The 322-nt window shown below is 67.1% G+C and carries 1 protein-coding gene; it reads right to left on the bottom strand.

Translation table 11 applies throughout. The features are described from left to right. A partial coding sequence (locus tag DSY14_RS28425; RefSeq protein WP_211719643.1) for an ATP-binding cassette domain-containing protein occupies positions 1-322 on the bottom strand: 322 nt, incomplete at both ends.

The raw sequence follows: 322 nt of genomic DNA, 5'->3' as shown, positions 1-322 counted from the left end.
GGCATGCGGAAAACGGCTGTAGTGGTTGGGCTCCAGGCCCACGCGCTCCAGCAGTTCCTGCACCTCGGACCGGATCTTCTTGCCGTCGCGCTCGCCCTGTACCCGCAGCGCGGTACCGATGCTCTCCCCGATGGTCAGACGCGGGTTGAGCGAGGAGTAGGGGTTCTGGAACACCATCTGGACCTGTCGGCGCAACGGCCGCATGCGCCGTTCGGTCAGGCGGGTGATGTCGCGTCCCTCGAACTCCACGGTGCCCTCGGTCGGCTCCAGCAGCCGCATGACCATGCGTGAGAGCGTGCTCTTGCCCGAACCGGACTCCCCC

This window comes from Nocardiopsis sp. MG754419, from assembly GCF_018207095.1.
Taxonomy (GTDB): domain Bacteria; phylum Actinomycetota; class Actinomycetes; order Streptosporangiales; family Streptosporangiaceae; genus Nocardiopsis.
Note: the sequence above shows the minus strand (reverse complement) of the source record. Positions and strands in the feature narration are given on the sequence as shown.